At 58.1% G+C, this 26,830-nt stretch carries 31 protein-coding genes and 4 tRNA genes; 15 read left to right on the top strand and 20 right to left on the bottom strand.

Features of this window, described 5'->3' with window-relative positions:
• The 12 genes from ACIQ0Q_RS05670 to ACIQ0Q_RS05615 all read right to left on the bottom strand — a co-directional run.
• On the bottom strand, window positions 1-126 hold a 126-nt coding region (locus tag ACIQ0Q_RS05670; RefSeq protein ID WP_250065382.1), incomplete at its 3' end, for a GTP-binding protein.
• Between the two features lie 59 nt (window positions 127-185).
• A tRNA-Thr gene (locus ACIQ0Q_RS05665) sits at window positions 186-261 on the bottom strand.
• 34 nt (window positions 262-295) lie between these two features.
• Window positions 296-369 (bottom strand) — tRNA-Gly (locus ACIQ0Q_RS05660).
• Between the two features lie 32 nt (window positions 370-401).
• Window positions 402-487, bottom strand: a tRNA-Tyr gene (locus ACIQ0Q_RS05655).
• Between the two features lie 55 nt (window positions 488-542).
• The gene (gene ychF / locus ACIQ0Q_RS05650; RefSeq protein WP_395771976.1) at window positions 543-1,634 is read right to left on the bottom strand and encodes a redox-regulated ATPase YchF; all 1,092 of its coding nucleotides are present in this window, start codon (window positions 1,632-1,634) and stop codon (window positions 543-545) included.
• 28 nt (window positions 1,635-1,662) lie between these two features.
• The gene (gene pth, locus ACIQ0Q_RS05645) at window positions 1,663-2,247 is read right to left on the bottom strand and encodes an aminoacyl-tRNA hydrolase (protein ID WP_395771975.1); all 585 of its coding nucleotides are present in this window, start codon (window positions 2,245-2,247) and stop codon (window positions 1,663-1,665) included.
• A 48-nt stretch (window positions 2,248-2,295) separates the two neighbouring features.
• Window positions 2,296-2,979, bottom strand: a complete 684-nt coding sequence (locus tag ACIQ0Q_RS05640; protein ID WP_395771974.1) for a 50S ribosomal protein L25/general stress protein Ctc — start codon at window positions 2,977-2,979, stop codon at window positions 2,296-2,298.
• 124 nt (window positions 2,980-3,103) lie between these two features.
• The gene (locus tag ACIQ0Q_RS05635; protein WP_395771973.1) at window positions 3,104-4,060 is read right to left on the bottom strand and encodes a ribose-phosphate diphosphokinase; all 957 of its coding nucleotides are present in this window, start codon (window positions 4,058-4,060) and stop codon (window positions 3,104-3,106) included.
• 29 nt (window positions 4,061-4,089) lie between these two features.
• A tRNA-Gln gene (locus ACIQ0Q_RS05630) sits at window positions 4,090-4,166 on the bottom strand.
• A gap of 6 nt (window positions 4,167-4,172) precedes the next feature.
• Window positions 4,173-5,048, bottom strand: coding sequence for a 4-(cytidine 5'-diphospho)-2-C-methyl-D-erythritol kinase (gene ispE / locus ACIQ0Q_RS05625; RefSeq protein ID WP_395771972.1), 876 nt, complete (start codon window positions 5,046-5,048; stop codon window positions 4,173-4,175).
• Window positions 5,041-5,616, bottom strand: a complete 576-nt coding sequence (locus ACIQ0Q_RS05620) for an outer membrane lipoprotein LolB (RefSeq protein WP_395771971.1) — start codon at window positions 5,614-5,616, stop codon at window positions 5,041-5,043. The genes ispE and ACIQ0Q_RS05620 overlap by 8 nt, the downstream gene beginning before the upstream one ends.
• A complete protein-coding gene (locus tag ACIQ0Q_RS05615; protein WP_395771970.1) occupies window positions 5,613-7,196 on the bottom strand; it encodes a hypothetical protein in 1,584 nt (527 codons plus the stop codon). The genes ACIQ0Q_RS05620 and ACIQ0Q_RS05615 overlap by 4 nt, the downstream gene beginning before the upstream one ends.
• Window positions 7,197-7,319: 123 nt before the next feature.
• Here ACIQ0Q_RS05615 and hemA point away from each other — a divergent pair, with 123 nt between their 5' ends.
• The 4 genes from hemA to ppk2 are packed head-to-tail and all read left to right on the top strand — an operon-like array spanning window position 7,320 to window position 10,960.
• The gene (gene hemA, locus ACIQ0Q_RS05610) at window positions 7,320-8,585 is read left to right on the top strand and encodes a glutamyl-tRNA reductase (RefSeq protein ID WP_395771969.1); all 1,266 of its coding nucleotides are present in this window, start codon (window positions 7,320-7,322) and stop codon (window positions 8,583-8,585) included.
• On the top strand, window positions 8,572-9,663 hold the full coding sequence (prfA, locus tag ACIQ0Q_RS05605) for a peptide chain release factor 1 (RefSeq protein WP_395771968.1): 1,092 nt from the start codon (window positions 8,572-8,574) through the stop codon (window positions 9,661-9,663). The genes hemA and prfA overlap by 14 nt, the downstream gene beginning before the upstream one ends.
• A complete protein-coding gene (gene moaB / locus ACIQ0Q_RS05600) occupies window positions 9,660-10,166 on the top strand; it encodes a molybdenum cofactor biosynthesis protein B (RefSeq protein ID WP_395771967.1) in 507 nt (168 codons plus the stop codon). The genes prfA and moaB overlap by 4 nt, the downstream gene beginning before the upstream one ends.
• Window positions 10,167-10,180: 14 nt before the next feature.
• On the top strand, window positions 10,181-10,960 hold the full coding sequence (gene ppk2 / locus ACIQ0Q_RS05595) for a polyphosphate kinase 2 (RefSeq protein WP_395771966.1): 780 nt from the start codon (window positions 10,181-10,183) through the stop codon (window positions 10,958-10,960).
• Here the strand turns inward: ppk2 and ACIQ0Q_RS05590 are convergent.
• On the bottom strand, window positions 10,954-11,463 hold the full coding sequence (locus ACIQ0Q_RS05590) for a TlpA family protein disulfide reductase (protein ID WP_395771965.1): 510 nt from the start codon (window positions 11,461-11,463) through the stop codon (window positions 10,954-10,956). The two genes, ppk2 and ACIQ0Q_RS05590, sit on opposite strands and share 7 nt — an antisense overlap.
• Window positions 11,460-12,728: a YihY family inner membrane protein gene (locus tag ACIQ0Q_RS05585; protein ID WP_395771964.1), complete on the bottom strand. Its 1,269-nt coding sequence runs from the start codon at window positions 12,726-12,728 to the stop codon at window positions 11,460-11,462. Before ACIQ0Q_RS05585 ends, ACIQ0Q_RS05590 begins: the two co-directional genes overlap by 4 nt.
• A gap of 37 nt (window positions 12,729-12,765) precedes the next feature.
• Between ACIQ0Q_RS05585 and wrbA the strand changes: the two genes are divergently transcribed.
• Genes wrbA through ACIQ0Q_RS05570 form a run of 3 tightly spaced genes read left to right on the top strand, consistent with a single transcriptional unit; the run spans window position 12,766 to window position 14,246 of the window.
• Window positions 12,766-13,356 (top strand): NAD(P)H:quinone oxidoreductase, encoded by a 591-nt coding sequence (gene wrbA, locus ACIQ0Q_RS05580; RefSeq protein WP_395771963.1) that lies wholly within the window; start codon window positions 12,766-12,768, stop codon window positions 13,354-13,356.
• Window positions 13,353-13,736 (top strand): DUF2069 domain-containing protein, encoded by a 384-nt coding sequence (locus ACIQ0Q_RS05575; RefSeq protein WP_395771962.1) that lies wholly within the window; start codon window positions 13,353-13,355, stop codon window positions 13,734-13,736. Before wrbA ends, ACIQ0Q_RS05575 begins: the two co-directional genes overlap by 4 nt.
• 24 nt (window positions 13,737-13,760) lie before the next feature.
• Complete coding sequence (locus ACIQ0Q_RS05570; RefSeq protein WP_395771961.1) at window positions 13,761-14,246, top strand: asparaginase domain-containing protein; 486 nt, start codon at window positions 13,761-13,763, stop codon at window positions 14,244-14,246.
• Window positions 14,247-14,489: 243 nt separating this feature from the next.
• Here ACIQ0Q_RS05570 and sufT read toward each other — a convergent pair whose 3' ends face one another.
• Window positions 14,490-15,092, bottom strand: coding sequence for a putative Fe-S cluster assembly protein SufT (sufT, locus tag ACIQ0Q_RS05565; protein ID WP_395771960.1), 603 nt, complete (start codon window positions 15,090-15,092; stop codon window positions 14,490-14,492).
• Window positions 15,093-15,100: 8 nt separating this feature from the next.
• Here sufT and ACIQ0Q_RS05560 point away from each other — a divergent pair, with 8 nt between their 5' ends.
• Window positions 15,101-15,538, top strand: a complete 438-nt coding sequence (locus tag ACIQ0Q_RS05560) for a hypothetical protein (RefSeq protein WP_395771959.1) — start codon at window positions 15,101-15,103, stop codon at window positions 15,536-15,538.
• On the opposite strand, the gene ACIQ0Q_RS05555 is transcribed toward ACIQ0Q_RS05560, so the two are convergent.
• From ACIQ0Q_RS05555 to ACIQ0Q_RS05545, 3 genes are read right to left on the bottom strand one after another with little or no spacing between them, the layout of a single operon-like run.
• Window positions 15,513-16,916 carry an NAD(P)(+) transhydrogenase (Re/Si-specific) subunit beta gene (locus tag ACIQ0Q_RS05555; protein WP_395771958.1) on the bottom strand — a complete coding sequence of 468 codons (1,404 nt, stop codon included), beginning with the start codon at window positions 16,914-16,916 and terminating at the stop codon, window positions 15,513-15,515. The two genes, ACIQ0Q_RS05560 and ACIQ0Q_RS05555, sit on opposite strands and share 26 nt — an antisense overlap.
• A gap of 2 nt (window positions 16,917-16,918) precedes the next feature.
• The gene (locus ACIQ0Q_RS05550) at window positions 16,919-17,212 is read right to left on the bottom strand and encodes an NAD(P) transhydrogenase subunit alpha (RefSeq protein ID WP_395769609.1); all 294 of its coding nucleotides are present in this window, start codon (window positions 17,210-17,212) and stop codon (window positions 16,919-16,921) included.
• A complete protein-coding gene (locus ACIQ0Q_RS05545; RefSeq protein WP_395771957.1) occupies window positions 17,212-18,315 on the bottom strand; it encodes an NAD(P) transhydrogenase subunit alpha in 1,104 nt (367 codons plus the stop codon). Before ACIQ0Q_RS05545 ends, ACIQ0Q_RS05550 begins: the two co-directional genes overlap by 1 nt.
• Before the next feature lie 139 nt (window positions 18,316-18,454).
• Between ACIQ0Q_RS05545 and ACIQ0Q_RS05540 the strand changes: the two genes are divergently transcribed.
• Genes ACIQ0Q_RS05540 through ACIQ0Q_RS05530 form a run of 3 tightly spaced genes read left to right on the top strand, consistent with a single transcriptional unit; the run spans window position 18,455 to window position 20,440 of the window.
• Window positions 18,455-19,024 carry a nitroreductase gene (locus tag ACIQ0Q_RS05540; RefSeq protein WP_395771956.1) on the top strand — a complete coding sequence of 190 codons (570 nt, stop codon included), beginning with the start codon at window positions 18,455-18,457 and terminating at the stop codon, window positions 19,022-19,024.
• Complete coding sequence (locus ACIQ0Q_RS05535; protein ID WP_395771955.1) at window positions 19,021-19,899, top strand: 5'-3' exonuclease H3TH domain-containing protein; 879 nt, start codon at window positions 19,021-19,023, stop codon at window positions 19,897-19,899. The genes ACIQ0Q_RS05540 and ACIQ0Q_RS05535 overlap by 4 nt, the downstream gene beginning before the upstream one ends.
• Window positions 19,900-19,906: 7 nt before the next feature.
• Complete coding sequence (locus ACIQ0Q_RS05530; RefSeq protein WP_395771954.1) at window positions 19,907-20,440, top strand: NUDIX hydrolase; 534 nt, start codon at window positions 19,907-19,909, stop codon at window positions 20,438-20,440.
• Here the strand turns inward: ACIQ0Q_RS05530 and pip are convergent.
• Window positions 20,437-21,378 (bottom strand): prolyl aminopeptidase, encoded by a 942-nt coding sequence (gene pip, locus ACIQ0Q_RS05525; protein ID WP_395771953.1) that lies wholly within the window; start codon window positions 21,376-21,378, stop codon window positions 20,437-20,439. The two genes, ACIQ0Q_RS05530 and pip, sit on opposite strands and share 4 nt — an antisense overlap.
• A gap of 78 nt (window positions 21,379-21,456) precedes the next feature.
• Here pip and ACIQ0Q_RS05520 point away from each other — a divergent pair, with 78 nt between their 5' ends.
• Window positions 21,457-22,116: an HNH endonuclease gene (locus tag ACIQ0Q_RS05520; RefSeq protein WP_395771952.1), complete on the top strand. Its 660-nt coding sequence runs from the start codon at window positions 21,457-21,459 to the stop codon at window positions 22,114-22,116.
• Window positions 22,117-22,197: 81 nt separating this feature from the next.
• Entirely contained in the window at window positions 22,198-24,060 is a 1,863-nt protein-coding gene (gene dxs, locus ACIQ0Q_RS05515; protein WP_395771951.1) for a 1-deoxy-D-xylulose-5-phosphate synthase, read from the top strand.
• Here dxs and prmC read toward each other — a convergent pair.
• Window positions 24,057-24,890 (bottom strand): peptide chain release factor N(5)-glutamine methyltransferase, encoded by an 834-nt coding sequence (gene prmC, locus ACIQ0Q_RS05510; protein WP_395771950.1) that lies wholly within the window; start codon window positions 24,888-24,890, stop codon window positions 24,057-24,059. The two genes, dxs and prmC, sit on opposite strands and share 4 nt — an antisense overlap.
• Window positions 24,891-24,989: 99 nt before the next feature.
• Here prmC and ACIQ0Q_RS05505 point away from each other — a divergent pair, with 99 nt between their 5' ends.
• Together ACIQ0Q_RS05505 and ACIQ0Q_RS05500 are read left to right on the top strand one after the other, a co-directional pair.
• Window positions 24,990-25,922 (top strand): LysR substrate-binding domain-containing protein, encoded by a 933-nt coding sequence (locus ACIQ0Q_RS05505; protein ID WP_395771949.1) that lies wholly within the window; start codon window positions 24,990-24,992, stop codon window positions 25,920-25,922.
• Window positions 25,923-25,979: 57 nt separating this feature from the next.
• On the top strand, window positions 25,980-26,830 hold an 851-nt coding region (locus ACIQ0Q_RS05500), incomplete at its 3' end, for a glutamate--tRNA ligase family protein (protein WP_395771948.1).

Genomic DNA, 26,830 nt, shown 5'->3' with positions numbered 1-26,830 from the left:
GCCGCCGAAACGCTCCGCGCCGACCTTCGTCAGGGCCGCAGTCAACGTGGTCTTGCCATGGTCCACGTGGCCGATGGTGCCCACGTTCACGTGGGGCTTGGTACGTTCGAACTTACCTTTTGACATGATGATCTCTCAAGCAAATTGTGGAATGGAGGCCAATCCGCGGACGGACCGGATGGAACTGGTGCTCACGAAAGGAATCGAACCTTCGACCTCTTCCTTACCAAGGAAGTGCTCTACCGACTGAGCTACGTGAGCGGCAACACAAACAACAAAATCAAACACGGCTTAATGGAGCGGGATAGGAGAATCGAACTCCTGCGATCAGTTTGGAAAACTGAGGTTCTACCATTAAACTAATCCCGCCTTTGCATCAAAGCTGGAAGCGCACAAAAAACTGGTGGAGGGAGGTGGATTCGAACCACCGAAGGCGTAAGCCAGCAGATTTACAGTCTGCCCCCGTTGGCCGCTTGGGTATCCCTCCAGAGTTAGCCCGTTATTTTCGCTCGATATTTAGGCTTTGTCAACGCCTAAATGGCTCAGACATTAAAGCGAAAATGAAGGACGTCGCCTTCCTGAACGAGGTAATCCCTGCCCTCCAGGCGCAGGCGCCCAGCCTCTTTGGCGCCGACCTCGCCCTTGTACTGGATGAAATCAGCGAAAGCGATGGTTTCAGCCCGGATGAAGCCTTTTTCGAAATCAGTATGGATGACGGCGGCGGCCTGTGGTGCTGTGGCGCCCTTGTGGACCTGCCACGCACGGACCTCTTTGACCCCTGCGGTGAAATAGGTCTGCATACCCAGCAGCGTGTAGCCGGCTCGGATCACCCGATTCAAGCCTGGCTCGTCCAGGCCAAGATCGGTCAGGAACTCCTGACGCTCGTCATCCTCAAGCTGGGACAGCTCCTCCTCGATGGCGGCACAGACCGGCACTACCTGGGCGCCTTCAGCCAGGGCGCGGGCGCGGACCTTGTCCAGGTGGGGGTTGTTCTCGAAACCGTCCTCAAGCACATTGGCCACGTACATGACCGGCTTCAGGGTCAGCAGGAACAAATCACGGACCAAGGCCTTCTGTTCCGCATCCAGACCCAGTGCGCGTGCGGTTTTTCCGGCATCTAGCCCGTCGCGTAGGAGTTGCAGTACCGGCTTGCGGGCGGCAGCCTCCTTGTCACCGGACTTGGCCAGCTTTTCCGTGCGCAACAGGGCTTTTTCAACCGAATCCAGGTCCGCCAAAGCTAGCTCGGTGTCAATGGTTTCAATATCGGAAATCGGGTCGACCTTGCCATTCACATGCACGATTTCACCGTGTTCGAAACAACGCACCACATGCGCGATAGCGTCCACCTCGCGGATATGCGCTAAAAATTTGTTGCCCAGCCCCTCGCCTTTCGAGGCGCCGGCAACCAGACCGGCGATGTCCACGAACTCGAAGGATGTCGGCAGAATTCGCTGAGGCTTGACGATTTCCGCCAACTGGGCCAAACGCGGATCCGGGACCGGCACCACCCCGGTATTGGGCTCGATGGTGCAGAACGGGAAATTGGCAGCAGCGATGCCGGCCTTGGTCAAGGCATTGAAAAGAGTGGATTTACCGACGTTCGGCAAGCCGACGATACCGCATTTGATGCCCATGTTTAACCTCGATTTATGTCTGGCCGCGTCACATCGCCGCCGGTGTGTGCAACTGTTTCATGGCGTCATTGAAACGCCCCTCGGCCAACATCGGCACAATACCGATGGCCGTATCGACCGCCTGCAATATCGCAAGCGCATCGTCCGCGCCAGGCCGGCCAAGCACCCAGGGCGTGACTTTATCTTTATGTCCAGGATGACCAATTCCGATCCGGAGACGATGGAATCCGCCATGACCGAGCTGGGCCATGGTGTCGCGCAGGCCATTCTGGCCGCCATGTCCGCCATCGAATTTCAGGCGCGCGGTACCCGGCGCCAAATCAAGCTCATCGTGGACCAACAGGCAGCCGGCCGGATCGATTTTCCAGTAATGCAGGCCTGCCACCACCGCGCGACCCGAAACATTCATGAACGTCAACGGTTTCAACAGATACACGCTACGCCCCGAAACCGTGATTTTGGCGGTTTCTGCCTGTAATTTCTTGTCGGAACTCCAGCGCGCCTGGTATTTTTCGGCGAGCGCATCAATAAACCAAAACCCGGCATTGTGCCGGGTTCGGGCGTATTCGGAACCGGGATTGCCCAGGCCGACGATAAGCGAAATCGCATCCATAAGCGGACACCGCCCCTGCCGGACTTCCGGCAAAGGCGGCAGACCCCATTACTTCTTCTTGGCAGGCGCAGCAGCCGGAGCGGCGGCGGCTTTGGCGGCTTTGGTCGACGGCACTTCACCACCAGCTTCCGGCGCTACAGTGTCTTCTTCCTGGCCACGGGCGTGCTTAGCGATGACGACGGCCAAATCGTACTCCTTGCCGAGCTTGAGTGCCGGCAACGTAACGCCTTCAGGCAGCTTCAGGGCGGACATGTGCACGATATCGCCGGCGCTCAAAGCCGAAAGGTCGACCTCGACGAATTCCGGCAGATTGCGCGGCAGACAGACGATGGTGATTTCGTTCAGCTCGTGGGTGACGATCACACCGGCGGTTTTGCCGGCTGGGGATTTTTCCTGGTTCAGGAAGTGCAGCGGCACATTGAAACGGATGGCTTCGTTTTCATCGATACGCTGGAAATCCAAGTGCATAATCTGCTGCTTGAACGGATGGCGCTGCATATCGCGCAGCAGGACGTGCTGGCCCTTGCCATCGACGTTCAGGGTGAGAATCGAGGCGTAGAACCACTCGTTCTGACTGATGTGCCAGAGATGGTTGTGTTCGACCTGGATCGATTCCGGAGCGGTACTGCCGCCATACACGATGGCAGGCACCTGGCCGGCATGACGGAGGCGGCGGCTCGCACCTTTGCCTTCATCCTTGCGGGCACTTGCATTGAGTTGATGTTCTGACATAAAAATCACCTATTTGACTGACGTTAAACCGCCTCGCGGCGGGGAGTGCGCTCATTCGCGACCAAATGAGCAAGGTTTGGGTTTTTGCCGTCCGCATGCGTCCGGCACCCACCCACAAAAAGAATCAATCGACGTACAACGAGCTGACCGACTCGCCCAGCGCGATGCGCCGGATGGTTTCGGCCAGCACTTCGGCCACACTCAACTGACGGATACGACCACAGGCCTTGGCCGCTTCGCTGAGCGGTATGGTATCGGTAACCACCAGCTCATCCAAGGCCGAATTGGTGACATTGCCGATGGCGGCGCCGGACAGCACGGCATGCGTACAGTACGCCACGACCTTGACCGCGCCCTGCGCCTTGAGGGCGTTGGCGGCAGCGCATAGGGTACCGGCAGTATCTACGATGTCGTCGACCATGACACAGGTCTTGCCGGAGACATCGCCAATGATGTTCATTACCGTGGCGACGTTGGCACGCGGCCGACGTTTGTCGATGATGGCCAGGTCGGCATCATCCAGGCGCTTGGCGATGGCACGTGCGCGCACCACACCGCCGACGTCCGGCGACACCACGATGACATTGTCGGTGCCGTGATTGCGCCAGATATCGGCTAGCAGCAACGGCGAGGCATAGACATTGTCGACATGGCAATCGAAAAAACCCTGGATTTGTTCGGCATGCAAATCCATGGTGATGACGCGGTCGGCATTGACCACACTGAACATCTTGGCGGCGACCTTGGCGGTGATCGGCACCCGTGCCGAACGCGGACGGCGATCCTGGCGGGCATAACCGAAATATGGCACCACGGCGGTCACAGAGTTGGCGGCAGCACGGTTGAGTGCGTCAATCAGCGCCAGCAGTTCCATCAGATTTTCGGCCGACGGGGCGTTGGTCGGCTGAATCACGAAGACATCCTGGGCACGGACGTTTTCTTCGATTTCGACCTGCACTTCGCCATCGGAAAACTTGCCGACCAGGGCTTTGCCCATGGGCACACCGAGTTCGCGGCACACCGCTTGCGCCAAGGGGCGATTCGCATTACCCGAAAAAACGAGCATGTTTTGCTTACTCATCGTTGGCCCTTGACACATTGTTCAGAAATTGGCTGGGGCGGTAGGATTCGAACCTACGGATGCCGGGATCAAAACCCGGTGCCTTGGGCCTCTTGGCGACGCCCCAATTTCTTCATGTAATGGATTCGTACCGCGCCGACCGCAAGGCCTGCAACAGCATCGACTCCGGTGCTGACGAGACCACCCAGGAGCGGTAACCATCAGGCAATCCGGCCTGCGCTTCCCGCGCCGCTTCTTTCGAATCGAAGCGCAGGAAACACCCGCCTCCGGTACCGGTAAGCGCAACCTTGCCGAAGCCCGCCATGGCTGTGAACACCGAATCGATCCGGGGTTGCAGCGTGCGGACTACCGGTTCAAATGCGTTATCGAGCAACGAACCACTTACGTAGCCGGCTATTTTCACCAATTTTTGGTCGCGCGTCAATTGAGGCGATTGAAAAAGTTCAGCCGTCGGCACCTGCACACCGCTGTCAATCAACAAATACCAGCCCTGTGGGAGCTGAATCGGCGTTAAGCGTTCACCCACCCCTTCCGCCCAGGCATTTTGCCCGTACACGAAGACCGGTACATCGGCCCCGAGGCTGAGACCAATCTGCGCCAAGCGCGCTTCGGACAAATTCAAGCCCCAAAGATGATTGAGCGCCAGAAGTACGGTGGCGGCATCGCTGGACCCGCCGCCGAAGCCGCCGCCGAGGGGAATCTGCTTGTCAATCGCGATCTCCGCCCCGAGCCGGCAATCGGCGGCCGTCTGCAGAGCCTGGGCAGCACGCACGGCGATGTCCTGCGCCTCCGGCACGTCGTAACCGGGAGATTCCAAGCGGATGATTCGACCGTCCATGCGCACCCGAAGCCGAACCACATCCCCCCAGTCAAGCAGCTGGAATACGGTTTGCAGGCAATGGTAGCCGTCACTGCGGCGACCGGTGATGCGCAAAAACAGGTTGATTTTGGCCGGTGCCGGCCACGAGCTCCAGTCAGACTCAGTCATTGGGCAGCTCCTGCCACTGGTCGATCACTAGCCGGAGACGGGTCTGGCCGCGTTCTATAACGATCACCCCGGGCAAACGTACAGGCTCATCACGCCATTCGCCGTAATGCCAGGACCATTCGGCGATACGCACCGACCCGGCGGACGCGAAAGCGTTCCACTCCGGCTTTTCCGGCCAGAATGCACGCAGGCCCTGTGGCAAGGCCGGCAACGGCCCCGGCACCTGCAACAACTCAGCCAGCAACGCCTCAGGCGTTCCGGATTTCACGGGCTGGCCACCGGCATCCAAAATCTGGGCCTGATTCGCATCAACACGCAAATACGCCGACCCCATGGCCAACGGCCCCATCACTCGGACCTCCGAGATTTCAGCGCTCTGCCGCCAGGATATGCGTGCCGAACCGCCCTTTCCGGCATGGGCATAAGCCAGACGACCGGTAAAGGCCCAGTCGGTATGCGTAGCCAGGTATTCCTCGCGCCCCGCTTCGTTTCGGACCGGATTGGAACGATTGACCACAGACACACAGCCGACCAGAAGCAGCAGAGCCGGCAAAACCAGACGTTTCAACGCAGCCGCTCCTGCAGAGCCAGCAATTCGGCTTCCGAAGCATCCAGCTGGAGGCCCTTTTCAAGGTAGTCATATGCCTGCTGGCGGTCGCCGAGCCGGAGAAAAACCTGACCGAGATGGCCGGCCGTAACGGCCGATGGCGTGAGCCGCCAGGCTTTCTCGAGGTGGGTCAGCGCCTCCTTGTCTCTGCCCAGACGAAACAGGACATAGCCAAAGCTGTCGAGGATTTCGGGCTGTTCGGGCGCCAGAAGAAATGCCTGGGCAATCGGTTTAAAGGCGGCGCGCGGCTTGTTCAACTCCTTGGCCAAAGTAAAGCCATAGGCATTAAGAGCTTCGGCGTCCGCAGGAGCTGATTTAAGGATTGTCTGCAATTCCGACATGGCAGGTTCGACCCGTTCCTGCCCGAACAGACGCATGGCGTACTGATAACGCAAGGGATTGGCTTGTGGCCAGTGCGTGAGGCCACGCCGGTATATGGCATTGAGCACCTCGACATCACTCTCATCACTGCGAAGAATGCGATGGAACTGGATTTCAGTCTGGAAAGCATCCCGGCGGATTTCATCGGATAAATCGGCATCTGCTGCAACCGCCTGCAATTGGCCGAATGCCGCATCCTGCTTGCCTTGGCGGAACAAGACCACCGCCAAGCGGACGCTGGCAGTGGTCGGTACGCCATTCTCCAAAGCCTCACGGTAATTCGTTTCCGCCTCCGGCCAGTCTTTCAGAAGCTCACTCAGCGAGCCCAGCAGTGCCGGGCGCTGAAAACCATCTAAGGCGGCATCTTTGCGAATCTGTGCCATCAGTGCACGTGCCTTCACATCATCCATGGCACGGCCGAGTAATACGATCCGCTGGTAATAGGTACCGCCATCCTGTGGCAAGGCCTCAAGCCATCGCCTGTGCTGTTGCGCATCTCCAGATTTCTGCGCCAGAACCAGGACACTGCGTCGTTGCCATTCATTCAAATCCAATGGATCGAGCCGCTGCAGGCGACGCTTGCAGGCATCGGCAGCACCTTCCACACACTCACGAAGTGTGCTGGCCAAAGCAGCCTCTGCGCTTTCAGGCGGCAATCCGCCTTCAAGGCGGTCAGCCAGGTTCTCGAGTCGCCATTGGTAAGCGAACTGGAACAATTCGAATCGTTCCACAGGGGTCAAGTCCGGACGGCCTGCATACCTCGCCAATGCCGCATGGAGCGTCAGTTGGTGGCGGGCAGCATGGGTCTCGATGACGGCACGGGAAATGTAGATGCCACGCTCATCCGGATGCCGTACTAATGCCTGCCAGGCCTGTTGCGCCGAATCGCTTCGGCCTGCCAGTAGTGCTCGTTCAAAACGTTGGCGGATGAGATCAATCTGGGTGGCCTCGGCCAGGGCAGGCACTGCGTCCAGAGTGGCCAGCCAAGATGTTTCACCAAGGACGGCCGCCAACTGCATCCCGCGCAACAATTCTTCAGCACTGAGCTGCCCGGCAGCTTGCGATTGATAATAGGAAAAGGCCTGCTTGAACTGTCCGGACTGGAACTGAAACTCGCTTTCCAGCAGGGCTTCGAGCCGATCAGTCTGCAGATCGGGCACATCCGCATACCCAGTGGACGGAAAAAGTACCGGAAAAACGGTTAACAAGGCGCTGAAAGCAATTGGACGCATACAACACAGTGTACACAGGCTAAAATAAACCGTCATCGTCTGAGTCCTACTATGTCCCTGTTTGTCCTTGGCTTGAATCACCAGACCGCGCCGATTGAGCTGCGCGAGCGCGTGAGCGTGTCGGACAGCCAGCAAGGCCAGGCACTCGCAGCACTGATGCAAGTACCCGGAGTCGAACAGGCCGTATTGCTGAGCACCTGCAACCGGACTGAAATCTACAGCCATATCGCGCCAGAACATGAAGCTGATCTGGCGCGTTGGTTGGCCGAACATCACGGCATCGCACCCGAGGCGCTCAGCCGCTATCTGTATCAGCATCAGGATGAACAGGCGGTAAAGCATCTGTTCAGAGTGGCATCCGGCCTCGACTCACTCATTATGGGCGAGCCACAGATCCTCGGCCAGGTTAAACAGGCCTGGTCCATCGCCCGCCAGCAACGGAGCGTGCATGGCCTGCTCGACCGCCTGTTCCAGCAGACCTTTGCCACCGCCAAACGCATCCGGACCGAAACCCGTATCGGCGCACATCCGGTGTCCGTCGCCTACGCCAGTGTCAAATTGGCCCGGCAGCTGTTCAGTCAACTCGACCAGTCCAGCGTGATGCTGATTGGCGCCGGCGAGACCATCGAACTGGCGGCACAGCATCTGGCACAGGCGAATGTGAAACGGATGGTCATCGCCAACCGTACACTGGAGCACGCACAGGCCATCGCTTCACGTTTCTCGGCGTATGCGCTTCACCTCTCGGATGCCGCCAAACATTTGGCCGAGGCAGATATCGTCATCAGCGCCACCGCCAGTCCGGTTGCGGTGCTGCACGTAAACGAGATCGCCGACGCCATCACCCAGCGCCGCCACAAACCGATGCTGCTGATCGATCTGGCGGTACCGCGTGACATCGCGCCGGAAGCCGCGGATCTGGACGATGTCTACCTCTATACGGTGGATGATCTCGATCATGTTCTCGAGGAAGGCCGCGCGTTCCGTCAACAGGCCGCGGTCGAAGCAGAGGCGCTCATCGCCATTCATGCCGAGCATTTCTATACAGAAATGAAAGCCATGGGGCACCAGGGCGGACTTCTGAAGCTTCGCCAACGTGCCGAACACGAGCGCGACCTGCAACTGGAAAAAGCCCGGCAGGCCCTGGCCCGCGGCGAGGATGCCGATGCAGTTCTGGAAATGCTAGCCAACCAGCTCAGCAACAAATTCCTGCATGCCCCCACGACAGTTCTGAAACAGGCGGCACGAGACGGCGATAGCGCACTGATACGTGCAGCCGAACAAATTTTCCAGCTTGACTCCGATGCTCAGCCCTAAACTGCTGCGCAAACTCGAGCATCTGGCGGAACGGCACGAGGAGATCGGCCGGTTGCTGTCGGATCCGGATGTTATTGGCAACAACACCCGCTTCCGTGAATTGTCCCAGGAGTATGCGCAGCTCGACCCAGTCGCTTCCGGTCTGTGTTCCCATCACCAGGCGCGACGTGATCTGGAGCAGGCGGAAGCCTGGCGCTCGGATCCTGAAATGCGCGACCTGGCCGAAGAAGAAATCCCGCGCCTTAAAGCAGCCATGGAGCATCTCGAATCGCAACTCGGATTGCTGCTGATTCCGGCTGATTCTCGCGATGATGCCAATCTATTCCTGGAGATCCGCGCCGGCACCGGCGGTGACGAGGCTGCGATTTTCGCCGGTGACCTGTTCCGTATGTATGCCCGCTTTGCTGAGCGCAAACGCTGGCCGCTGGAGATCCTGTCGAGCAATCCGGGTGAACACGGCGGTTACCGTGAAATCATCGCACGTATCGAAGGCAAGGGCGCTTTTTCGAAATTCAAATTCGAATCGGGCACGCACCGCGTACAACGCGTACCCGACACCGAAACCCAGGGGCGCATCCACACCTCGGCCGCGACCGTTGCCATCCTGCCGGAAATGGACGCGGTTGCCGATATCGATATTCCGCCGGGCGATATCCGCACCGATACCTTCCGTGCATCCGGTGCCGGCGGCCAACACGTCAACAAAACCGATTCCGCCATCCGCATCACCCATCTGCCATCCGGTATCGTGGTTGAATGCCAGGACGAGCGCAGCCAACACAAGAACCGCGCACGCGCCATGAGCCTGCTGAAAGCACGCCTGCTCGACGAACAGCGCGCCAAGCAAAATGCAGCACAGGCTGAATCGCGCCGGCTGCAGGTCGGTAGTGGCGACCGCAGCCAGCGCATCCGGACCTATAATTTTCCTCAGGGCCGCATCACCGATCACCGCGTGGAAGGACTGACTCTCTACCGGCTGCCTGAAATCGTCGCCGGCGACCTCGACGATCTGATCGAACGGCTGACCGTCGAAAACCAGGCCGATGAACTGAAACTTTTGACTGAGGGAAATACATGACGACCGGACTCCATCTGTGTGTGCTGACCATCAGCGACAGTCGGACCGGAGCGGAGGACGCTTCCGGAGACTATCTGTGCCAGGCACTGCAGGCAGACAGCCATCATCTGAGTGCGCGCGGCTTGCTGCCGGACGATAAATACCGTATCCGTGCCCTGCTCTCGCAATGGATCGCCGATCCCACAGTAGATGGCATTCTATGTACCGGCGGCACCGGCTTCACCGGACGCGATAGCACCCCCGAGGCAATCCAGCCCCTGCTCGACAAGGAAATGCCGGGTTTCGGCGAACTGTTCCGGCAGCTGAGTTATGCCGATATCGGCACCTCCAGCCTGCAATCGCGCGCCTTGGCAGGTCTGGCCAACGGCATATTCATTTTCTGTCTGCCCGGATCAACCAGTGCCTGTCGATTGGCCTGGAACGAAATCATCCGCCATCAATTGAACCATGCCACCAAGCCCTGTAATCTGGCTGCATTGAAACCGCGACTGAACGAACGCTGAGGCGGGGAGGCCACATGTCCAAGAAAATCGGGGGGAAAGAATACGAAACCGAATTGGCCAAGCTCCAGATCGAACTCAACCGTATCACCCACTGGGTCCATAAGAACGGCAGGCGCGTCGTGGTTTTGGTGGAAGGCCGCGACACTGCCGGCAAAGGTGGCGTGATTGCCGCCATCAAAGCTCATATGAACAGCCGCTCGTGCCGAACCGTCGCGCTGGGCAAGCCAACCGATGTGGAGGCCAGCCAGTGGTATTTCCAACGGTATCTAGCGCACCTGCCAGCAGCCGGGGAGTTCGTGTTTTTCGACCGCAGCTGGTATAACCGGGCTGGAGTCGAGAAGGTGATGGGTTTCTGCACACCACAACAAACTAAAGATTTCCTGAAACAGGTGCCGATTCTGGAAAAAATGTTAGTGGACGACGGCATCCTGCTCTTCAAATATTGGCTCACCGTCGATCAGGACGAGCAGGAAAAACGCTTCCGTGAGCGCATTGATGACCCACTCAAACAGTGGAAGCTGTCACCGGTCGATGTGCTATCACGTGCCAAGTACGACGATTACACTGCCGCACGTGAAGCCATGCTGGAAGCAACGCACACCAAGCATGCACCGTGGACGCTGGTCGATTTCAACAGTCAGAAGCTCGGACGTCTGAATCTGATCCGGCACTTCATCGCAAACTTTCCGGATGATTCGGTGAAAGTCATCACCCCAGAGTGGAAACCGCTATCGGGCAAGCCGCGCAAGGAACAATACCGCGTCCCACCAAAACCGATCAAAGCCGATTACTGAGGAGCGGGAGGTCCAATAATCTCGGCGAGTTCAGATGACGTCACCGGACCAAGGAAGGTCTTGACCACCTTGCCACCGGGCGCAATCAGAACGGTCATCGGCAACCCGCGCGGGGTTTCGAAGTGCTCCGGCGGATTGTAGACATCAATGATGGCGAACGGATAATCGATCGGGTGGTCCTTGAGGAAGGCGGACATGTCTTCACGCGTGATTTCCTCGTAAGCTAGACCGATGAACTGGACATCCTTGCGGGATTTGGCAAACGCATTGAAATCCGGAATTTCCTTCAGACAAGGCGCGCACCAGGTCGCCCAGAAATTGACCGCCACCCATTTCTCGCGATGCTCGGAAAGATCGAATTTGCTGCCCTGGAAAGTTTCCACGACAAGCGCCGGCGTCTGCTTGGAGGGGACAAACCCCGATTCGGACGAAGGCGCGGACTTATCGCTGCAGGCGGCCAGAACCAATGCAAGCATAGCTATCAAAAGGGAGTTTCGGATCATGGTGCGGGAGCCTCGGGAAAACACAGGGACAAAGGACGTTCTAACCGCGCCTTCACGGATCCGCGTAGTTCATCGATTACCGGTAGTATAAGCCCATCGATGTCATCGCCCTGCGAAGGCAGATCGATGTCTTCTACCGGAATCCGCAAACCCAGACCCTGATGGAGGTCTTTCAGCGTATGTTCGGACAAGGGCCCACTGAGCCACCAATGCTCATGGCTGTCGCTCTCGATTAAGCCGATGCCGGCCAGACCGGCCAGATAACTGCGAATCATCGGCTCGGCGATATTGGGTTCGAGCAAGGACAGACTGTTGAATGTCAGACGGGTTCGTTGGGTACGGGCCTGTTGGAAACGGACGACCAGACGCAGTACCCAGTAAAAATCGAGTCCTTTGGCGGCCCGCACGGCTTTGGGTCGGTAGCGGAATGAAGCCAGGGAGGCGGTCAAGGAGGCCCCGAACAAAACAACCAGCCACACCGCATAAAGCCAGACCAGGGTTATGGGCACCACGGCCATGGCACCGTAAATATGCCGAAATGAAACGGACTGTAGATAGATTGCGAAAAGCCATTTCAGCAATTCGAACAGAATCGTGGCGATGACGCCGCCGGTCAGCGCATAGCGCAGCGACACAGAACGGTGCGGTATCAGCCAATAGGCGGCACTGAATCCGATGAATTCGATCAACACCGGTGCCAGCATCAGTCCGACGCCATCCAGATACCCTGGGGTGTAATCGGCCAGATTGATGTACACACTCAGCGCCGAATTGAGCGCTAACAGGGAAACTACACATAGCGATCCGGCTGTCAGCAGGCCCCAATAGGTCAGAAACCGTAGGAGTTTGGGCTTCACCATTGGCACCCGCCATATCCGGTTGAAGGCCTTTTCAACGCTCCACATGGTCAGACCAACCGAGAATAGCAATGCCATCAAGCCGGTAGCCGGTAAAGTTCGGGCACTGTCGGTGAAGGTACGAAGACTCTGCTCGAGGTTGTCGGCAACGCTCGGCACGAAGTTATCGAACATGAAATCGACCAGATTCTGGGTCCACTGGTCGAAAATAGGAAAGGCCGCCAGAACCGTGAATACCACGGCAGCGAACGGTACTACAGCCAGAATACTGGCATAGGAAAGCGATCCGGCCGATTCGAAGCAGCGGTCATCGATGAAGCGTTTGAGAAGATGGCGTGCAAAATTGCCGATTTTATCGACATTGTGTGCGTGCGGACCTTCCAAAAGCTTTGTTTTGAGCCTGTGCATTGTTAAAGTATAGCAATGCCCAAAGCTAGGTGCTGATATGACCGAAATCCTCATCCTCTACTACAGCCGCAACGGCTCGGTCGAGCAACTCGCGAACTTCATCGCCCGCGGCGTCGAAGAAAGCGGATGCGTGGCGCGTCTGCGCTGCGTTCCGGCAGTTTCGGCCAATCATCTCGCCACCGAGCCTGCAGTACCCGAGACTGGCGCGCCTTTTGTGACCAAGCAGGATCTCGCTGATTGCAGCGGCCTAATTATTGGCAGCCCAACCCATTTCGGCAATATGGCGGCGCCGATGAAATACTTCTGGGACGGCACCGGTGCCGAATGGGCCAGCGGAACGCTGGCCGGCAAACCAGCGGCGGTATTTACATCAACGGCAAGCATGCACGGCGGCCAGGAATCGACATTGCTGAGCATGCTGCTGCCGCTATTGCATCATGGCTGCCTGCTCGTGGGCATCCCATTCACTGAGCCCCGCTTATCCAGTACCCGGACCGGTGGTACACCCTACGGTGCCAGCCATGTCAGCGGCGGCGACGGCAAACAGCCGTTCAGCGAAGACGAAACCGAGCTGGCGAAAGCACTCGGTCGCCGTGTCGGTGGTATTGCACTGAAGCTGGGCGAATGAACACACTATCTGCGCGGACCAGTCTGGCCAAACGCTATGCCGTTCTAGGCATATTCAGCCTGTTGATCTGGATGATCGCCTGGCTAACCTGGCTTTCGCCGTCTGAGATTTTCCCCAGGTGGTTCGCAACCGGACTGGCCGTGGCGCCGATGATCCCGGCTGCGCTGCTCGCTTTGTTTCGTCGACCCTCTGCGGTATTCTGGGGTGGCGTAGCGGCATTACTGTACTTCTGTCATGCCATTACCGAGCTTTGGACAGCTCCGGACACCTGGCCGATGCCATTGGTGGAATTGCTTCTGTCGCTCTGGATCATCTTCGCCGGCAATTGGGACGGCCTGAAAGCCAAACTATTCAAGCGCAGCGATATCCGAAACAGCTAACATAACGGCAACCTGGAGATGCGCATGAATTCCCTTCTGATCCTGACCACCGGCGGCACCATCGACAAAATCTATTTCGATGACAAATCCGACTATCAGGTCGGTGACCCGCAGATCGGCCGAATTCTCAAGGAACTGGGTGTAGTGATTCCATTCACCGTGGTACCGGTGATGCGCAAGGATTCGCTGCACATCGATCAAGCGGACCGCGAATTGCTGAAGTCGACCATCGAAAACCGTGATGAATCCCATATCCTGATTACCCATGGCACCGATACCATGGTGGAAACTGCCAAAGTGCTGTCGGCGATTCCTGGAAAAACGATGGTGCTGACCGGCGCCCTCAATCCGGCCAGCTTCCGAGGATCCGATGCCGAATTCAATATCGGCACCGCTGTCGGCGCCGTGCAGAGCCTGCCACCGGGCGTTTATATCGCCATGAACGGCTGCATCTGGGATCCGGCGAAGGTCAAGAAGAACGTTTCGGCAAACCGCTTCGAATCGCTCTGACGCCCTACTTCGCTCATTCCGTCACCAACACGAGCCTGAGATTAAAACCCCAGACGGCAGTCGTTACCGGAAAAGAGGGGGCACGACCTGCGAATCATTATCTTTCGGACGGACATAGGCACCTGAAATTCCAGGCAAGGAATGCCAGCAGCCCTGAACTTAAGTACCGACCAAGCGTAACAGCCAGCCTTGATGCGTGAAAAATGCAAAGCTCACGCATAGAACGAGTGCTTTATATATTTTTTATAACATTCCTGTTTCAAGCTGTGCCGCTTCACTCATCATATGACGACCCCAGGGCGGGTCAAATACAAGATCCACGTCCGCTTCGATGATGGTCGGGACCCGCTCTACCTTGGTCCGGACATCGTCTACTAGGACGTCCCCCATGCCACAGGCTGGCGCAGTCAACGTCATTAAGATGGCAGCTTTGCGTTGGCCATCCGGAAGGCGCTCGATCTGGCAATCGTAAATCAGTCCCAATTCGACCACATTGATCGGGATTTCCGGGTCAAAACAGGTCCGTAATTGCTGCCAGACCAGCTTTTCGACCGCTTCATCGTCTTCGGTATCGGCCAACTCCAGAGGCCTTGGGGCGGTTTTCCCGATGGCATCGGCATTCTCGCCAGCAACACGAAACAGATTGCCCTCCACGAAAACCGTAAATGATCCGCCGAGCGCCTGGGTGATGTATCCGACCGTTCCGGCCGGCAATGTGACATTATCCCCTTGCGGAACCAGCACAACAGCGCAATCACGTTCGAATTTGATGGGTTCACTGGTGCGGGAGTACGACACAATCGTATATCCAAAGGGTAAACTGGCGCTTAGTTTACTGGAATCCATCCAAGACCGTGTCAACAGCGCTCCCATCCCTGTGCAAACCGCTGATCATCAGCCTACTGGCCGCACTGGCCATGATCGCGGTCTGGTTTACGCTGTCTGCCGGAACCGATGAGGCACTGTGTTGGTTCGCGCTGGTCGCGGCTGCCGATATCGCCCTGCTTGAGCGCTGGATGCGCTCACGCGACCAACGCAGTCCGGCTTGGATTGCGCCTGTTCTGACTCTCCTGTGTTGTCTGGCCAGCCTCTGGCTGATTATCGCGCTGAACGTCAGCTATGCGACGGGCTTCGGTCTGCACACCAGCGCAGGCGGCATGGGGTTCGGACTATTCAGCAGCCTGCTGGTCATGCGGCTGCAGGCTTTGGATTGGTTGCTGCTGGCGGCATCACCGGTTCTGGCGCTAGCGCTGGCCAGCACTGGCATCAGTGGCCGCCGTCAATCGCTTTGATTTCAGCAACCAGTTCCGCCACTGCCTTGGCGCCGTCCCCGTAGAGCATGCGGGTATTATCGGCGTAGAACAGGGCGTTCTCGATACCGGCGAAACCGGTGCCTTTGCCACGTTTGATTACCACCGTGTTTTTCGAGGTGACTACATCCAGAATCGGCATGCCGAAGATGGGGGATGACGGATCGGTCTTCGCCACCGGATTGACCACATCATTGGCGCCGATCACCAGCGAGACATCGGTCACTGCGAATTCCGGATTGATGTCATCCATATCCGCGATCAAATCATAGGGAACACCGGCTTCGGCGAGCAGCACGTTCATATGGCCCGGCATACGACCGGCCACAGGATGGATGGCAAAGCGGACCTTGACACCGCGTTTCTGCAATAGCTGGGTCAGCTCCCAGACTTTGTGCTGTGCCTGGGCGACCGCCAGACCGTAGCCCGGAACGATGACCACACGCTCGGCATAGGCCATCATCGCGGCGACATCGGCGGCATCGATCGGTTTCTGCGCTCCGGTGATTTCTGCCGCCTCGCCCTGTTGGCCGAAGCTGCCGAACAAAACGCTGGAAATCGATCGGTTCATCGCTTTCGCCATCAACTGGGTCAGCATGGTACCAGCCGCGCCGACTACCATGCCGGCAATGATCAGTGCCTCGATACCAAGCACGTAGCCCTCGAACGCCACGGCCAGACCGGTCAGCGCGTTATAAAGTGAAATGACCACTGGCATATCGGCCCCGCCGATCGGCAACGTCATCAACAGCCCAACCGCCAGCGCCAGCACGAAGAAAGCAAGGATAACCGGCTGTTGCAGCCACATCACTGACATCACCGCCAACACCAGTGCGCCGAGAAAAACCAGCAGATTGAATAGCTGCTGTCCGGGGAAAGTGAAGCGCTTGTCCAGGCGTCCGTCGAGCTTGGCCCAGGCAATTAGCGAACCGGTCAGGGAAATCGATCCGATCAATGAACCGATGACGGCGAAAACGACAGCGGCACGCGGTGCGCTACCGGACTGCGCGGAGAATTTCAGGAGCTCCACCAGGCCGATGGCGGCGGCGGAACCACCGCCCATGCCGTTATAGAGGGCAACCATCTGCGGCATATCGGTCATCGCGACTTTCTTTCCGGAGATCCATGCCGCGGCGGTACCCAAGGCAAGCGCGGTCAGAATCAAGGGCAGATTATGCAGCGCCTGGCCGGAATCATCTCGGTAGAAAAAGCTGGCGACGGTGGCCAACACCATGCCGGCGCCGGCCCACTGAATGCCGCTGCGCGCACTGAGTGGCGATGCCATGCGCTTGATACCCAGTATGAATAACAGGGCCGCCGCCAGAAAGGCTGTGCGGACCAGCAATGCGGTAATGTCCATAATCAGCCCTCCTTCGGTCCGGATGGTTTGAACATCTCGAGCATGCGCTCGGTCACCACATAGCCGCCTGCGGCATTTCCAGCCCCGAGCACGACGGCAATGAATCCAATGACCTTTTCGAGGGTGCTGTCGGCATGGCCAAGCACCACGATGGCACCGACCAGCACGATGCCATGCACGAAGTTTGACCCGGACATCAGCGGCGTATGCAGAATGACCGGAACGCGGCCGATGATTTCATAGCCGGTGAAAGCCGCCAGAATGAACACATACAGATAAAGAAAACCGTCCATCATCAGACTCCTTGCGCCGTTTCGGCACCATCATGGGCGATGCAGGTCTTGGCGACCAACTCATCGTCGAATGGAATTTTTAGTACTCCGTCTTCGACAATCATCAGTGTGAGGAAATTCAATAAATTGCGGGCATACATCTCGCTGGCGTGGACTGCACCCATGCTGGCGAGATTCAACGGCCCGGCAACCAATACACCATTGCAGTCTTTTTCCATGCCGGGCTCGGTCAGGCTGCAGTTGCCGCCGGTCTCCGCTGCCAGATCAACGATGACGCTTCCACGCCGCATCCCGGCCACCATGGCTTCGGTAATGATTTTTGGAGCAGGCCGGCCCGGTACAGCGGCAGTAGTCACAATCACATCGATTTGCTTGAGGTGTTCGGCAAGCCGCTGCTGCTGCAGTGCGCGCTCGTCCTCGGTCAACGCACGTGCATAACCGCCTTCACCGGCGGCACTGACGCCAAGATCAAGGAACTTTCCACCGAGGGACTCGATCTGCTCCCGGGTTTCCGGACGTACATCAAAGCCCTCGACCTGCGCGCCGAGCCGGCGTGCCGTGGCGATGGCCTGCAGACCGGCAACCCCAGCGCCAACGATGAGGACTTTCGAAGGACGGATGGTGCCCGCTGCCGTGGTGAGCATCGGGAAAAAACGTGGCGCCAACTGTGCGGCGATCAATACCGCCTTGTAACCGGACATGCCCGCCTGTGAACTGAGGATGTCCATGGCCTGCGCCCGTGTCGTGCGTGGCAGCTTTTCGAGCGCGAATGCCGAAATCCGGCGCTGCAGATAAATCGACAAGGGCGAATCACTTCGGTGCGGCGCCAAGGCGCCGATCAGAATGGCGCCTGGTTTGAGTAAGGTCAAAGCTTCTGGTTCAGGGGTCTGCACACATAGCAGCACATCGGCCTGCGCCAGTACTGAAGCACGGTCCGCCACCAGGGCATCGGCGTAATCGGTATCGGCAAAGCCGGCGGACAGTCCGGCGCCTTGCTCGATGGCAATCCGAATGCCTCGGGCAGATAGTTTACGCGCGGTCTCCGGCGTCAGCGCGATTCGACGCTCACCGATAGCATGTTCTTGAATGATGGCGACAATGGTCATGGCTGTGCCCTCCCCAGCACAGTCCTATCCTACTGGATTGCCATACAGCCGTCTGCTGAAATCAGCTTTCAGGCGATGCGGGACGCGATCGAGGATCTGTTCGAACAGGTTTTCTAGAGTCACTGGTGATAAACTGGTCATGATGATTTCCACATTACCCCTGATTTCAAGAATTTCAACGCCCTGCAAGTATCTGGCCGCACCCGGGCCTGACCGCAAATGCCTGATGTCGCTTCTGGCTGAGGCCTTACATGTTCCCGATCACGGCCGTCTGAGGCCCTGGCGGTTCATCCTGATCGAGGGGGAAGCACGGGTCCGGATTGGCCAGCTGCTGTTCGAGCGTGTGCAAAGAGCCGTTCCGGACGCCTCCGCTGCCCGTCTTGAAAAAGAGCGGACCCGATTTGCCTTCGCCCCCTGCATCGTGGCAGTGGTGCTGAATCCGGTCAAAGGCCATAAAGTTCCCGAAATCGAGCAGGTGCTTTCCGGCGGCGCCGTCTGCATGAACTTGTTGCATGCCGCACATCAGGCCGGTTTTGGCGCGCAATGGCTGACCGGTTTTGCCGCCTATGACCGTGACGTTCTGGCTGCGGTCGGCGTAGCGCCCACCGAAAGTCTGCTTGGTTACATCCACATCGGCACCCGGACGGAAACGCCGTCCGAACGCGATCGTCCGGATCCTTTGGCACTTCTGACCATAGCTGCGCCATGAGGCCGTTGTACCTGGTTGATTCCAGCATGTATGTGTTTCGGGCCTGGTTCTCGATGCCACGCGAATTCTTCGATATCGCACAAAACCCGACCAATGCCGTGCAGGGCTTTACCCGTTTCGTGTGCGAGCTGGTCGAGCGGGAAAAACCCGAATACATCCTCTTCGCCTTTGATGAATCGCTCGACAGTAATTTCCGTAACGAGCTGTATCCCCCCTATAAAGCCAACCGTGATCCCGCTCCCGATGAATTGAAAATACAGTTCGATTACTGCAAGCGTCTGTGCCGGGTATTGGGCTTTCAGGTTCTGGCCGACGGCTACTTCGAAGCCGATGACCTGATCGGAAGTGCATTGACCCGCGCTCGGACCGAAGGCCGGCCGAGCCTGATCCTATCAGCCGACAAAGACCTGTCGCAGCTGCTGGGCGAACATGATGTGCAGTGGGACTATGCCAAAAACGAACGCTGGCAATTGGCCGGAGTCAAGGCCAAGCATGGCGTGCATGCGCATCAGCTGGCCGATTACCTCGGCTTGACTGGCGATGCCGTGGATAATATCCCCGGCGTACCCGGTATCGGTCCGAAGACAGCGGCCACGCTGCTCGGCCATTTCGGTACGCTCGACGCTCTGCTCGAGAGGCTGGATGAAATCCCCTACCTGCGCCTGCGCTCGGCCGCGCAGCATGCCGCCAAGCTACGTGAACACCGCGAGATAGCCCTGCTCAGTCGCAAATTGGCGACCATTCGGTGCGATATTCCGCTGCCGGACGATGCAGCACTCGGTGCACGGCGCGCTAGGGATGAGGATGGGCTGATGACACTGATCGAGCAGCTCCGGCTTGGTCCGCTGACGCGTCGGCGCCTGTTGTCCCTATAATGCCAAGATGAGCGGAAAAAACACCATCCACGAAGGTAAGTACCTGCGCTTCTGCGTCGAGGACCATTGGGAATATGCCGAACGCACCAATGCCGGCTCGGCTGTGATCATCATCGCCAGAACCCCTGAAGACAAACTGCTGTTCGTCGAGCAATTCCGCATCCCGATGGGCTGCAATACCATCGAAATGCCAGCGGGTCTGGTTGGCGATCTGGACGCGTCGGATACCCTCGAACTGGCAGCCAAAAGGGAACTGCTGGAAGAAACCGGCTGGCAGGCCGATGCCGTGCAGGTGCTGATGATCGGGCCCACTTCGGCCGGCCTGAGCAACGAAATGATCGCCTTCGTACGCGCCACTGGGCTGACCCGCATTCACGCCGGCGGCGGCGATGATACCGAAAACATCACCGTGCATGAAGTCCCGGCGGCCGAGGCGGCCGCATGGCTTACCCAGAAAATGGCCGAAGGTTATTCGATGGACCCGAAGCTGTGGGCCGGACTTTGGCTTCTGGACCGGAATCCGGACGGAACGCCGGTCTAACGGAAGGAATCGGTGGCCTCGAGCAAGGCTGCGGTATTTTCGGCTTCGAACGCCGCATGCCCGGATGCCGGTGAAATCAGCAATTGGGCTTCTGGCCATACCGCATGCAGATCGATGGCGTTCTGCACCGGGCAGACCACATCATAGCGACCATGCACGATGACGCCGGGAATCTGACGGATTTTGTGGGCATCACGCAGCAGTTGGTCATCGACTTCGAAAAAACCCTTGTTCACGAAGTAATGGTTTTCGATGCGGGCGAAGCTCAGCGCGAAATGCGGATCTTCAAAGGTATTAATGGACGCCGGTTCGGGAATCAAGGTGCTGGTGGCGCCTTCCCAGACCGACCAGGCCTTGGCCGCCTCTAGACGCACATTTTCATCGGGTGACGTCAGCCGCCGGTGATAAGCCGTGATGAAATCTGCGCGCTCGGCTTCCGGTATCAAATCCCGGTAAGACTGCCAGGCCTCCGGGAACAGACGATGCGCGCCGGCTTGATAAAACCACTCCAGTTCCCAGCGGCGCAGCATGAAAATGCCACGCAATACCAGTTCGGTCACCCGTTTCGGATGGGTCTGCGCATAGGCCAAAGCGAGCGTGGAACCCCAGCTGCCGCCGAACACCTGCCAGCGATCAATACTGAGATGCACGCGTAGTTTTTCGATATCGGCCACCAGATCCCAGGTGCTATTGTCGGTCAAATCGGCATGCGGAGTCGATCGGCCGGAACCGCGTTGATCGAACAGGATGATGCGATAGGCGGATGGATCATGGAAACGGCGCATGTTGACACTGCAGCCGGCGCCGGGACCGCCATGCAGGAAGACCGCCGACTTGCCGTCCGGATTGCCGCACTCCTCGAAATAGAGGGTGTGTCGGTCATCAACGGCCAGCATGCCGGTCCGGTAGGGTTCGATCGGCGGGTACAGTGTGCGCATGTCAGTCTCATGACGATATTTGCGCCAGTTTAGCGCAAAGAGACTTGCACTTCCCGAAACTTGCGTTATGCTCAGGACATGGATTTGCCCACGCCAAAACTGGCCCTGGTGGGCGCTGGGATAATCAGCCCCCCGGCAGGGCAACTAGCCCCCAACGATTCCCGCATACCGCGCGTTCTTTCCCTAGATGCACATGGTCATATCCTGAACTGGATGCATTGGCAGGATGCGGTCTGCCTGTATGTGCGCGGCGCCGTGTCCTGGACCCTGGGCGAACCGTGCATGACCGTGCATGGCGGCCGCAACCGCCTGACCGGTGAACAGAGCATGGTTGAATTGCATCCGATCGTTGCGGCACGTGGACATGCCAACTTCCGCAGCCATTTGCCCTCGCCGGCACTGACCAACCCAGCTCTTTTCGCGCGCGACAAACAGCTGTGCCTTTACTGCGGCAAGGAATACTCCAAACACATCCTAACCCGTGATCATGTCCATCCGATTTCTCAGGGTGGCCGTGATACCTGGGAAAACGTGGTCAGCTCCTGCTTTCGTTGTAACTCCAAAAAAGGCGGCCGCACTCCCCAGCAAGCCAATATGCCGCTGCTGGCCATCCCGTATCGGCCGAGCTGGGTCGAACACCTGATTCTGTCCAATCGCAATATTCTGGCCGACCAGATGGCCTTCCTGAAACAGCATCTGCCCAAACATCCCCGCGGCGAGATCTACGCTATTCAATGAGTTAGGTGCACGCCAAATCGACAAGCCTTGCCGTCTACGGCCAAGTGCAAGACAATAACGCACAGACTTCGAGCCGAGACGATGGACCGCGACCTCTACCCGCTGCTTTCCCAGCTGCCTACCCCAGACCACCTACGCAAGCTTCCGGAAAGTGATCTTCCGGCTGTAGCTGATGAACTGCGCGCCTACCTGATCGATACCGTCAGCCAGGTCGGCGGCCATTTCGGCGCTGGTCTTGGTGTGGTCGAGCTCACCGTGGCTCTGCATTATCTCTACCAGACACCCGACGACAAGCTGGTCTGGGATGTCGGCCATCAATGCTATCCGCATAAAATCCTGACCGGCCGTGCCGAAACCATCCATACCGTAAAGAAAAAGGATGGCGTGGCGCCGTTTCCGCGACGTGAAGAAAGTCCATACGATACCTTCGGTGTCGGCCATTCCTCGACCTCCATTTCCGCGGCGCTCGGTATGGCCGTGGCCGCGCAGCGCGCCGGTGACCAACGTCACTTCGTCGCCATCATCGGTGACGGGGCAATGACCGCCGGCATGGCCTTTGAAGCGCTGAACCATGCCGGCGGCATGGATCCCGAACCGGACGTACTGGTGATTCTCAATGACAACCAGATGTCGATTTCTGAAAATGTCGGTGGTATGACCAAAATGCTGGGCAAGATGATGGCCAGCCGGACGCTTAATGCGGTACGCGAAGGCGGCAAGAAAATCCTTGGTGATAAAAAAAAACCGGCCGCAAAATTCGTCAGGCGTTGGGAAGAACATTGGAAAGGCATGTTCGTACCCTCCACACTGTTCGAAGAAATGGGCTTTCACTACAACGGCCCGATTGACGGACATGATCTGCCGGCCCTGCTGGGCGCTCTGAAAACCTGCAAAGACTTGAAAGGTCCGCAGCTGCTACATGTCATGACGACTAAGGGCAAGGGCTACAATCTGGCCGAAGGTGACCAGATCGAGTACCACGCGGTATCCCCGTTCGACCCCAACATCGGCGTGCAGAAGAAGGGCCCCGGAAAACCGACCTATACCTCGGTATTCGGCGACTGGCTTTGCGAGATGGCCGCCGTCGACCCGAAATTGATGGGTATCACGCCGGCGATGCGCGAGGGATCGGGATTAGTAAGATTTTCCCAAGAGTATCCCTTGCGCTACTTCGATACCGCCATCGCAGAGCAACACGCAGTGACCTTTGCCGCCGGCCTGGCTTGCGAAGGCGCGAAGCCGGTAGTGGCGATTTATTCGAGCTTCCTGCAGCGCGCCTATGATCAATTAATTCATGATGTGGCATTGCAGAATCTGGATGTACTGTTTGCCATCGACCGCGCCGGCCTGGTCGGCCCCGATGGCGCCACCCACGCCGGCAGTTTCGATCTCAGCTTCCTGCGCTGTATCCCAAACATGGTCATCATGGCACCGTCCGACGAGCGCGAGTGCCGGCTGATGCTCAGCACCGGATTCCATTACCCCGGCCCTGCCGCCGTTCGCTATCCGCGCGGATCCGGCACCGGTGTTTCTGCCGGAACTGATCTGGAAACACTGCCAATCGGCAAAGCACGCATCGTACGTCACGGCAACCATTTGGCAATCCTTTCTTTCGGCAGTGTATTGCCTGCAGCACGAGCGGCTGCCGATGCGCTGGATGCGACTTTGGTCGACATGCGTTTCGTCAAGCCACTGGATGAAAGTTTGCTGCGCGGTCTTGCTCACAGCCATGCCCGTTGGGTAGCGGTTGAAGACAATGCCGTCATGGGCGGTGCCGGCAGCGCGGTCAGCGAATTTTTCCGGCGTGAAGGCATGAATGCCGACCTGTTGCAGTTGGGCCTGCCTGATCGCTATCAGGAACATGCCGGCCGTGAGGAATTACTGGCCGAAGCCGGCATCGATGCGACCGGCATCCAAACCGCTGTTTCCGCACGCTGGCCTTAATCAATCCGTCCGAGGCTGACGCGGTCGCGACCTTCCAAATCCAGCTCGGTCATGATCTCGCGGAATCCGGCACCTTCCAGCAACCCCCGGACGGCTGCACCCTGTTGCCAGCCGTGCTCCAGTAACAGCCAGCCGCCGGGTAAAAGATATCCAGGGGCTTGGACAATAATCTGGCGGATATCGTCCAAACCATCCAACCCGGAAACCAATGCCGTGCGGGGCTCATAACGCAGATCACCATGGTCCAGATGCGTGTCGCCATCCTCGATGTAGGGCGGATTGCTAACGATGACATCGAAGCGGTGGCCGCCGAATCCTTCATACCAGTTGCCAGTTTCGAAATTGACCCGCTCGAGCTTTAAACGCTGCGCATTGTCCTTGGCCACCGCCAAAGCTGCAGGCGAGCGTTCCACCGCCGTGACCTGCGCCAAGGGTCTTTCAACGGCAATGGCCAGTGCCACGGCACCGGAGCCGGTTCCGAGATCGAGTACGGTTGCAGTTCTTTCGGGATGCAGACGGGCCAAGGCTGTCTCCACCAACAGTTCAGTTTCCGGACGCGGAATCAGGGTGTCGGAGGTGACCCGCAACTCAAGCGACCAGAAGCCGCGCAGCCCGGTCAGGTAGGCCACCGGCTCGCCGGCTTTGCGACGCACCTGCAGATTCCTGAAAGCATCCCGATGCACCGGCGCAAGCTCATCATCCGCATGCGCGTACAGCCAGGCACGCGGGCGCTCCAATACATGCGCAAGCAGATACTCGGCGTCGATTCGATCCATGCCGTCCGGCAGAGATCCGATAGCCTCCCGGAGGGCCGCGGCGATGGTTGTCATGCCACTAGCTTACCGCAGGGCGACCGAAACATGATGAGATTGATATGCTCTAACAATCAATTCTATACTTGGCATAGGCTTTATGAATAAAGGCTCCGTATGAATCTCCGCGATTTGCGTTATTTTGTCGCCCTGGCCGATACCCGGCACTTCGGCCGTGCCGCAGAATCCTGTTTCGTCAGCCAACCCACCCTGTCCACGCAATTCAAGAAGCTGGAAGAAGAACTCGGCGTTGCCCTGATCGAACGCGCGCCACGCAATATCCTTCTGACGCCCGCCGGTGAGCAGATTCTCAAACATGCACGGCAGGCTCTGGCACAGGTCAGCCAGATGCATGAAATCGCCAAGCACATCAAAGATCCGGAGACTGCTTCGGTCCGTTTGGGCATCTTTCCGACATTGGCACCTTACCTCCTGCCGCATGTGGTACCCAAGCTCCGGAAACGCTTTCCGCATCTGGAGTTGCTCTTGATCGAAGAAAAGACAGAAACTCTGATCGTGCAACTACGCAATGGACTGATTGATGCCGCCATCCTGGCAGAGCCGGTAAACGATGAATACTTCGATGCCATGCACCTTTTCACCGAACCCTTCGTGCTGGCCTTGCCGGAAAAACATCCGCTCACACGGCAGCGCACGCTTGGCATGGGCGAACTGGAGCAACAGCATCTGCTGCTGCTGGAAGACGGTCATTGCCTGCGGGACCAGGCACTGGATGTCTGCGCACTGTCCGGCGCCGGTGAAAAAGAGGGATTCCGGGCCACCAGTCTGGAAACTCTGCGCCAGATGGTCGCCGCCGGTGTCGGTATCACCTTGCTGCCGATGCTGGCGGTTCAGCCGCCGGTCCCGAAATCGCCGCACATCCGTTTGATGCCATTCCGCGACCCTGCACCGACACGCCGTATTTCGCTGTTTTGGCGCAAAAGCTCGGTACGTGCCGAGTTCCTGACCGATATCGGACGGCAGATATCCGAGCTTCCCAAATCACTGTTCGAAATGCGCCCCGAAAGCCCGACTGACCGGCTTGCCTAAAGGGCGCGCAAGCTCCGAACAGGGTAAAATAGCTGTTTTCGCCATCCGAACGCGGTCATGAACAGCCCGAACTCGAACGCAGCCACTGAAAAGAACGATTTCATCCGCCAGATCATCCGTGACGATCTGGACTCGGGAAAGCACAGCCGGATCCGCACCCGGTTCCCACCGGAGCCAAATGGCTACCTGCATATCGGCCATGCCAAGAGCATCTGTCTGAACTTCGGAATCGGCCGGGAATTCGATGGCCTGGTGAACCTGCGCTTCGATGACACCAATCCTTCCAAAGAGGATCTGGAATTCGTCGCCTCGATTCAGGACGATGTGCGTTGGCTCGGTTTTGAGTGGAATGAGCTAAGACATGCCTCGGATTATTTCGAGGTGTTCTACCGCAGCGCGCTCAAGCTGATCGATGACGGCAAGGCATATGTGTGCGATCTAAATGCGGAGGAAGTGCGCGAATACCGTGGCACCTTGATTCAGCCCGGCCGCAACTCTCCCTACCGTGAGCGGAACGCGACCGAAAACCGGGATCTGTTCGAACGTATGCGCGCGGGAGAATTCGCTGATGGATCGCGCACCCTGCGTGCGAAAATTGACATGACCAGTGGCAACATCAACATGCGCGATCCGGCCCTCTACCGCATCCGCAAGATTCCGCATCAGAATACCGGCGATGCCTGGCCGATCTACCCGATGTACGACTACGCCCACTGCATCTCGGATGCATTGGAAGGCATCACCCATTCCCTGTGCACGCTGGAATTCGAGGACCATCGCTCGCTCTACGACTGGTGCGTGGACAACATCGATCTGCCGAATCATCCCCATCTCTGGCAACCGCTGGTCGATGCCGGCTTCGACACGCCGGTGGCCAAACCCCGTCAGATCGAGTTTTCACGCCTGAA

Source organism: Arenimonas sp. (assembly GCF_044348765.1).
Classification (GTDB): Bacteria; Pseudomonadota; Gammaproteobacteria; order Xanthomonadales; family Xanthomonadaceae; genus Arenimonas.
This window is presented reverse-complemented; position numbering and strand designations above follow the sequence as displayed.